Below are 9,675 nucleotides of genomic sequence, written 5' to 3'. Positions count from 1 at the left end.
TTGATTACAAAGAAATGGACTTTTTTAAACCTACAGGCAAGTCTTATGGAACTTATTGGACAGGTAAATACTATAGAAGTTATTGGCTAGATAATAATACTTCTGAACTTTGCGTTCCTATAGGTGATGACAAATGGACTCATAATAGTGAGCTTTATTCACAACATTTCAAAAGTGGCAAATGTATCGTAAAAGAGGAGATAGCTGAGAGTGAGGTTAGTCGGTGGGAAGTTTATAATTCATATTGGACAAATCGAAAAACATTAATTCCAATTCTTTCGTTTAAAAAAGATGAATTAGTTTACATAAAAGATAGAACGGATCATAAGAAGATAGGGCAGATAATAGACTATTGGTGGAAAAACGGCTGGTTTATTGGATATTTTCTGACTGGATGGTCTGTAAACTTTGAACCTCAAGGGGTTCATTGCATATATGATCCCTATAAATCTCAAGAGATTGAGAAACAATTTCTTTTTCAAACATTAAAACCAAAAGTACAGGAGAAAAAATAAAATGGCAACAATTAAAGAATATTTAGATTATGCAGAATTGGCACAAGCGGCATATGGTTTTTTAGGTATTGGAACACCTAACATTCAAGAATTGAACTATAACAAAAGAGCTGATTTTTCTATAGCCCAAGCTGAGAAGTTCTCTGAACGCTACACAGTATTAGCCGTAAGCGCACCTGATGCAAACGGCTTTAGTGCAACATTGTTTGTGGATGATACAGGTAAAAAAATACTTTCTGTACGAGGAACAGATGGCTTTAATGACTTGGATGATGATTTGTATGATGGATTGTCAGCTGGTAAAACCCCCGAACAATACGCAAGGAGCCTCGTCACCTTCTTCGAAGACCTCAAATCATCAGGCAAGATTAGTACGGCTGACAATTTAATCGTCACTGGTCACTCTCTAGGCGGTGCGTTGACACAGATGATAACGGCAACTTATCCCTCTTATATAGATGAAGCTTATACATATAATTCTCCGGGAGCAAAAAATCTTTCTATTCCTGAACTTGAAATCAAAGATGGAAAATACTACACAAGAGAATTTTTCACTTTGGATGAAGCAGGAAACATAGTTTATTCATATAGTGAAATTACAAAAACTTTATATGATGCCTATCTCTCATTTGATGCAAATAAAACCTCTATAGGCGGCAAAGTTGTCAATGTAGAAGCCAAAGACGGACCGTCAGTGATTACTGACTTGGGAACTGACATTGGTGGTAATATGGAAGTATTTATAAACGCGGATGGAAATTACCTCTATAATCATTCTAGTAAGACATTAACACAGACACTCGCTTTTTACAACACCCTCATGTCGTTAGATTCTACACTGAGCGTAGCAGAAATCACACAATTTTTAGAAAAAGTTGACAGCGGTAATATCATAGAAAAAAATCAACTTGGTTTACATCAAGAACTTTTAAACCGTATAGCGGATATATTAGCGATACCAAAAGCCAATACTGTACTCGATACAGGGAAAAATATTGTCGATACTGGAGCTAAACACTCTATAGACTTCCTCACCGACAAACTCCCAACCCAACTCCAAAGCAAAGACCCTGCAAACCTCTACGCCCTGCTAAACCTAAACCCATTTGCAATAGAAGGAAACTTGAGTGCCTACACCACCATAACCCCAGCCGACTACTCCGACATGTACATGCAAGACAGAGCCGATTATCTCTACTATATCTTGGATAAAGATGCAAGATATGGAGGTGGAGCAGGCAAAGACAGCTACAAAGCTTGGGACACAAACCGTGTTGCACTGCAAGGCACGAGCGGCGATCAGGTTATATTTGGAACAAACAAGCTAAATAACTCTGAGCAACTAAACGGCGGAGCGGGCAATGACCGTATCTACGGATTAGGCGGAGATGACACATTTGCAGGCGGAGGCGGCAACGACTACCTAGAAGGCGGAAACGGTTTCGACACTCTCCAAGGCGGAGTAGGTCATGACGTACTCTTTGGCGACAACGACAGCGATGTGCTCTACGGCGGTGAAGGTCAAGACACTCTCATAGGCGGAGACAATGACAACGCAAGCGATGCTCTCTTTGGCGGAAGCGGTGAAGATGTGCTTCTGGGCGGAGGCGGCGATGACACTCTAGCAGGCGGTGATGCTTCTAACCTTTACAGCGATAAAGTGAGTGACTACCTTGCAGGAGGAGTAGGACATGACTTCTACTATGTAAGCCATCAAGACATCATCAACGATGCAGACTCTACAGGCTTTATCATGTTTAACGATAAATCTCTAAGCGGCACTAAAACCAAAGTAGATGAATATACCTACGAAGATGCTAACTTCACATATACCCTAAACGGTCCAAACATGATAGTGGTCGATAAAAATTTAGGTGAGTATATAACCATAGAGAACATGAACTTCAATAATGCTTCGGGCATGGGTATGGAGTTTGATGATGGCAGTGAAACAGACCCAAATAAAAAAGATATAGAGATATATGTAGGAGACGCAACCGTAACAGAGGGCGGAACACTTGAATTTACTATAGGAATAGATAACACACTAGATGAAGACCTTGTGGTAAATGTAAGCAGTTACTTCAATGGCAGCGCAAGCAGCAGTGACCTAAGTGGCACAACAAACGGAACTATTACCATAAAAGCAGGAACAACATACGGAACATTTGAGATAGGAACATTTGATGACACCATAGTAGAACCGACAGAGAACTTTATATTTGCAGTGACGGGACTGGCAGAGGCTTATGGCGGAGAAATTCTAATAAATAATAATCTACATGTAGATATGAAAGAGGTGGCGTAGATGAAAACTGAAAATAATAAGAGGAGCATAGCATGAACATCAAAAAAATAATCAAATACACTCTAATAGTAGTCCCACTGCTATTTTTAGCAAAGTGGGGAATTGAAAAGGTAGTCTATGATTCAAATAAAACACCTGAAGTTAATCAAGATTCAAAAGAGAAAATGAGGATATACGGGAAGTTTCCTTTTGAGAAAGATATTGATTTGAGTATTGCCGTTATCTATATCAATAAAAATCCAAAGTGCGATCGTAAAGTTTGGGGTACTGGAATACAGTTTCCACAAAAACAAGAAGTAACATTCTTAACAACCGCTAAAGGTGGAAATTTTGAATCCATTGTTAATTTAGATAACTACTTACCGGGAATATGCAACTGGAGACCGCATCGTATATATGCTTCTATGGAAAGTGGGAAAGAACTAGCTATAAGAGGTGATGTACGTGCAGGAGGCACAGCAATCCGTCCAGCAATGACATATGTTGCAAGCATAGAAAATAATAATGCTCTAAATAAAAACACATCGATAATATTGTGTTCTTATGAAAAACAAACATTTTCTAAGGGCTACCCTGATGAAAGAACTAAGATATTTCTAAAATGTAATTCAGAGAATTATTTAAAATACAATATACCGCATTCTCAAAAAGAGATTGAAGTAAATATTAAACTTGAAGGAGAAGAATAATGGCAAATATTACAGTATTAGAAGGTGCAGTTTTATCACAAGCAGTATATGGGAATGAAAATGTGGATTTTATCGAGCCAGAGGGGTATATAATAGCAACAGATGAAAATAAGAATCCAATTACCTACAACAACCCAAACATCAACCTCCAATTAGCTCTCTATCAAAACAGTGCAACAGGAGACTATGTCATAGCAGTGCGAGGAACTGAGCCTACTACTTATGGTGACTGGGATACGAATGTAAGAATGTTTGTAAGCACCATGGCTGATATGTTGCCAAGTGCATTCATACAAGCTTTACAATTTATAGAACCGCTTATGGAAACATATGGTTTAAATAGTAGCAATACTTCTATAGTCGGACACTCTATGGGAGGAAGTATCGCTCAATATCTCGGTAGCGTAAAAGGGTTTGAAACCCTGACATACAATGCTTATGGCGTTGGGGATATGAATATGGTAGCGGATAGCTCTGGTGAAAATATAACTAATTATATTACGATGCATGACTTTGTGTCTCCACTTCCTGGAAGTCAAATGGTTGGAACAACTTACATGTTGCAAGATGAAGATTTAACAGATGTCTTTGGTCATGGAATAACAAACTTTACTAGTGTAGAGAGTTGGGTTAGGGGGTATTCACCAGTAGATGATCCTCGCTCTATAGATGTCATTGACGGTATCGGAAGTTCAGGTTTGGACTCTGCTTATGAACTTGCATTGAGGCTATCCGAAGGCAGAGAGTTTGCAATGATAAACGGGTCAATGGATGATATTATCTTTGGGGGTGATATCAATAATACTTTGATAAGTGGTGGCGGCAAAGATACCCTCATCGGCGGAAAAGGCTTCGACATTCTCCAAGGCGGAGCAGACTACGACACCTACATCTCAGACAATGGCGATACCATCATGGACTCTGATGGCAAAGGTATAGTTTACTTTCAAGAAGAGCACCTTAGCGGAGGAACTATACAAGCAGGAGCATCATGTGATACAACCGAGTTTTACTATGGTGATGGCGGAGTGTATAGCTACGATAAACTCTCAAAACAACTCACCTTCACTAAAAATGGCACAAACGAAACCCTTAGCATAGAGAACTTCACAAACACAGACCTTGGCATAACACTTAGCGGTGCTCCAACATGCCCTACAACCACAGGTGAGTGCCCTAAACCTATCAACCCGATATTTAACTTTAACTTCTCTCTTCCTACTCCTTCCCAACCTGTTACTCATAGCACAAGCAGTGGCGGAGGTGGAGGTTTTTATTCAGGCGGTGGTGGTGGAGGAGGTGGAAGCTATACTCCACACACCTACACGCCTGCACCAACCCCTGTTATAGAGTGCGTAAACTCTCCTGTCTATCATAGTACAGGAACAGGCGGTGGAGGAAGCTCTACAGGACCGATAGTGCTAGACCTAAATCGTGATGGCATCACTTCAATCTCCATAGCCGCATCCCAAGCACTGTTTGATTATGACAGTGACGGAGTAAAAGAGAATACCGCATGGATACAATCTAGCGATGCACTCCTCGTCAATGATAAAAACAGTGACGGCATCATCAACAATGCCTCTGAACTCTTTGGAAACTATACCCACAACTCAGATAACTCTATCGCCAAATCAGGCTATCAAGCCCTTAGTTACTATGACTCCAACAGTGATAATGTCATAGACGCAACCGACACCCGCTTCAATGAACTTTCCCTCTGGATTGATAGTAACCAAGACGGAGTTACCGACACAGGAGAATTAAAAACACTAGAAGAGATGGGAATCACTTCTCTCACTCTAAACAGTGCCTCTCCATACATCCCAAGCTCTGAAAATACCAACGCAATCATCCAAGAGACAACTTTCACGGACGCTAGCGGTGAGGGAATCATGCGTGATGTACTCTTCAGATACGAGAACACCTCAAAACTTACAGACGGTGTTTACTTCGATATGGATGCTAACGGTATAAAAGAGAAGATGACTACATGGACAGACCCAAACCAATGGATGATAGTCAAAGATATAAACAACGACGGACAAATTACAAGCGGAAAAGAAGTAGTCGGAAACCATATGACACTGCCAAATGGAACTAAAGCAGCCGATACTATCCAAGCCCTCAAAACATTTGACATAAACAACGACGGAGTGATAGATGTCAGCGATAACTCAGGACTAGCATTCTGGACTGACCGTAACCACAACGGACTCACTGACATAGGAGAACTAGAAGCCCTCGGAGCAGCAGGAGCTATCCAAACCATCAAACTCAATCCTTATCAAACATTGCTAAGCGGATACGATAATAACAAAGATGGAGTAATCAACGGTAATGATGCTCTCTCTAACTATCTCTACATCCAAACCAATGCAGACGATAGCGTAACACTCTATCTTCCCGACAACGCCCAAGCAAAAGAGATGATAGCAGGATATACAGGAGGAGAGAGTATCCAAACCCCACAAGGAGAGAAGATTATTAAAACTATTCTCTTTTATGAGGGGTATGAGATGACTCTCAATGACACCTTAGAGGGAAGCGATGAGAGCGAGATACTAGAGGGCAGCAGCAGAAGTGAAACCCTACGCGGCAAAGGAGGACGAGATATCCTCGACGCAGGAGCAGGAGATGATACCCTAGAGGGAGGATGTTACAGCGATAAACTCATGGGAGGAGAGGGCAACGATACTTACATCTACAACAGAGGCGACGGTAAAGACCTGATTGTTGACAGCTCAGGAAATGACACTATATCATTTGCCGAGGGAATCACTAAAGATGACCTTATCATAAAAACCAACGGCGCAGACATCAGTATTTATCTAAAAGATGGAAGCAAACCTCTCTCAGAACTTAACGATCAGATTATCATTAAAGATTGGCATACGACATCAACTCTAAAAACGCTGACATTTAGTGATGCTACAAGCTTAGATGCACGCGATATAGTACTTATGTTCGCTACCGATAAAAACGATACGATTTACGGAACTGAGAACAGCGAAACAATTATTGGCGGCAAAGGAAATGACATACTTCAAGGACGCGGAGGAAACGATACTTATGTGTTTAGCCGCGGTGACGGCAAAGATGTCATCATCGATAGTGCGGGCTTGGATACGCTTTCGTTTGGTGAGGGGATAAGTGCCGAAAATATCATTGTTAAAGCTTCAGCAGATAGTGATGACTTGATTATTGCGCTCAAAGAAGATGGTAAAACATTTGCCGAGCTTAGCGATAAAATCACACTGAAAAATTGGTTTGATGTAAACAGCAGGATTGAAAATGTAACTTTTAGCGATGGGAGTGTTTTAAACGGGAGTGACTTAGTCAATCTGCAAGGAACCGATGAAGCCGATACAACGCATTTGCTTAATGCTACAGATGATGTAACACTTAATCTAGGAGAAGGAGACGACACCGTTGTTACGGCAGAGGGAAATGATCTCCTAATCGGCGGAGCAGGTAACGATACTTTAGAAGGTGGACTTGGAGATGATACATACCTTTATTCTCGCTGTGACGGCAAAGATGTCATCATCGATAGTGCGGGCTTGGATACGCTTTCGTTTGGTGAGGGGATAAGTGTCTCTGACTTTATCGTTCAACAGCAAGGGGATGATATCGTCATCGGTATAAAAGAAGCAAATGTTGATTTTGCAAATCCGACCGATACGATTTTAATTCGCGATTGGAATCTTGCACATCAAAGCTTGGAAAGAGTTACTTTTACAGACGGTACGGTTTTGGGCATAGAAGATATTGTAAAAATGATTGAAGCAAATGACACCGTATATGGTACGGATCAATCGGAAAATATCAATACTTACGGTGGTTACGATACGGTTTATGCAGGCGGCGGAAATGATACTATTGACGGCGGTGCAGATGATGATTATATTGAGGGCGGAGCAGGCAACGATATTTTGATAGGCGGAACTGGTAACGATACTTTGTCTGGCGGCAGCGGGAACGACATTTATGTTTTCAATCGCGGTGACGGAGCAGATACGATAGTAAACTCTGATTGGAGCGGTGCTGAAGACATCGTACGCTTTGGCAGTAATATTACGGCGGATGATTTGATTGTAAAAACTGCCGACAATGCCAATGATCTTATTATAGGTATAAAAGAAGAGGGTAAAACATTTGATGAATTAACTGATAAAATCGTTCTTCAAAGTTGGTTTTATCCGAGCAATCAGATTCAGCGTTTTGAGTTTAGTGACGGGTCTGTTCTGAACCATAATGATATTGTATCTTTGCAGGTAGGTACATCAGAGAGTGAAGTTTTACGATACTTGGATCAATCAGACACGATTGAAGGAAAAGCGGGAGACGATAAACTCTACGGCGGCGGTGGAGATGATACCTACATTTTTAATCGAGGTGACGGAGCCGATACGATTTACGACAGTGCATACTACAACGAAACAGGCGGTAACGATACTTTGCAGTTTGGTGAAGGTATCCTTAAAGATGATGTAGTTTTTCGCAAAGAGGGAAGCAACCTTGTCCTTGCTTTAGCAGAGGATGGAGTTGAGTTTGAAAATCTCAGCGACAAAGTGACTATACCTGATTGGTACGGAAACAATTTAGTTGAAAATTTTAGATTTGGTGATGGGAGTATAGTAGGGACTGAGTGGATTGTCGATTTGATGGGAACAAATGAAAATGACACTATGTCCGGAACAAGCAAAAATGAAACGATTATGGCTCTTGCAGGGGATGATACCATTAATGCAGGAAGCGGTAACGACATACTTATTGGCGGATTGGGCAATGATGTTTTATATGGTTACGCAGGAAATGATACTTATGTCTTCAATATAGGTGACGGATCCGATATTCTTAATGATAACTACGGCAGTGATGTTATCGAGTTTGGAGAGGGAATTACGCAGGAATCTTTAAGATTTCATCGCTTAGGAACAAATTTAATCATAGGCGTATTTGAAGAGGGAAAATTACCTGAAGAGTTTAGTGATAAAATCAGCGTACCAAATTGGTTTAATGGCAGCTATTATCAAAATAAAACTATCAGATTTAGTGACGGTACAGAGCTTACTTCCGCAGAAATCTCATCAATGTCAGCGATTTACGGCAGCAGTCAGGATGATATTGTAATAGGAACTTCTCAAGATGATAAGCTTATAGGGCTTGAAGATTCAGATATTATTGTTGGTGATTACGGAAATGATACATATATGTTTAACATCGGTGACGGTAAAGATACGATTTATGAAGCTAGCGGAATCGACGAGATTGTTTTTGGAGAAGGAATCAGTGCCGATTCTATTTCAGTTGCTTTAAGAAAAACACCTGTAGCAGAAACAGTTGCTATTAGTCAGTACGGCTATAAAAGTGACATTGCTGTTCTAAAAAGCGGTAACTTAGTAGTTGTAAACGAAAGTAACCTTGCGCAGATGTACTCAAGCGACGGTATAAAAATTGGCGAACAATTTCCTGTTGAAGCTGGCTATAGTATTTTGGCATTGGGTGATGGCGGATTTATTGTGAGTGGAAACAAGAATATCAGTAGCGGAAACTACGATATCATTGCCCAGCGGTATGATGTACAAGCATTAGCAATAGGAATCCCATTTACCGTAAATAGTTATAGATCATCTTATCAATGGGTTCCGGATATGGTTACTCTAAATGACGGCAGTGTGGTAATAGTTTGGGAATCTTCAGGTCAAGACGGAAGTTTATATGGCATTTATGGACAGCGAATAGGTGCGGATGGCAGCAAAATCGGTTCTGAATTTCGGGTTAACACATATACTAGCAGCAGTCAAAGTTATCCATCAATCACTTCATTGAAAGATGGTGGGTTTATGGTAGCTTGGCAATCATACAATCAAGATGGAAGTAAATACGGTATTTTTGCCCAAAAATATGATGTTAACGGTTTAACAATGGGCTCTGAAGTTAAAATTAATGATTATACACAAGATTGGCAGACAGAACCGGCTTTGACAGCGTTGGAAAATGGTGATATTGTAGTTTCATGGTACGGAGAAGGCGCTGATGGGTACGGCATATACTTAAAACATTATGACGCATCAGGCAATGTTTTGCAAGAAGAGTTTAAGGTTGATACAAATATTGAAGATAGGTCGTATAATCAAGATGTTACCGCACTCTCTGG

4 protein-coding genes are annotated in these 9,675 nt (G+C 40.6%); all 4 read left to right on the top strand.

All coding sequences use genetic code 11. The features are described 5' to 3' along the window. Positions 1–515, top strand: a 515-nt coding sequence (locus RQ763_RS05720; RefSeq protein ID WP_314151696.1) for a hypothetical protein, incomplete at its 5' end; no start/stop codon positions are given. A gap of 1 nt (position 516) precedes the next feature. Continuing rightward, positions 517–2,823 carry a hypothetical protein gene (locus tag RQ763_RS05715; RefSeq protein ID WP_314151695.1) on the top strand — a complete coding sequence of 769 codons (2,307 nt, stop codon included), beginning with the start codon at positions 517–519 and terminating at the stop codon, positions 2,821–2,823. Positions 2,824–2,855: 32 nt separating this feature from the next. Beyond that, complete coding sequence (locus RQ763_RS05710) at positions 2,856–3,512, top strand: hypothetical protein (protein ID WP_314151694.1); 657 nt, start codon at positions 2,856–2,858, stop codon at positions 3,510–3,512. Further along, positions 3,512–9,675 (top strand): calcium-binding protein (locus RQ763_RS05705; protein WP_314151693.1); only part of this gene is annotated, 6,164 nt, incomplete at its 3' end. The genes RQ763_RS05710 and RQ763_RS05705, both read left to right, overlap by 1 nt.

This window comes from Sulfurimonas sp., assembly GCF_032250635.1.
In the GTDB taxonomy this organism is placed as follows: domain Bacteria; phylum Campylobacterota; class Campylobacteria; order Campylobacterales; family Sulfurimonadaceae; genus Sulfurimonas.
Note: the sequence above shows the minus strand (reverse complement) of the source record. Positions and strands in the feature narration are given on the sequence as shown.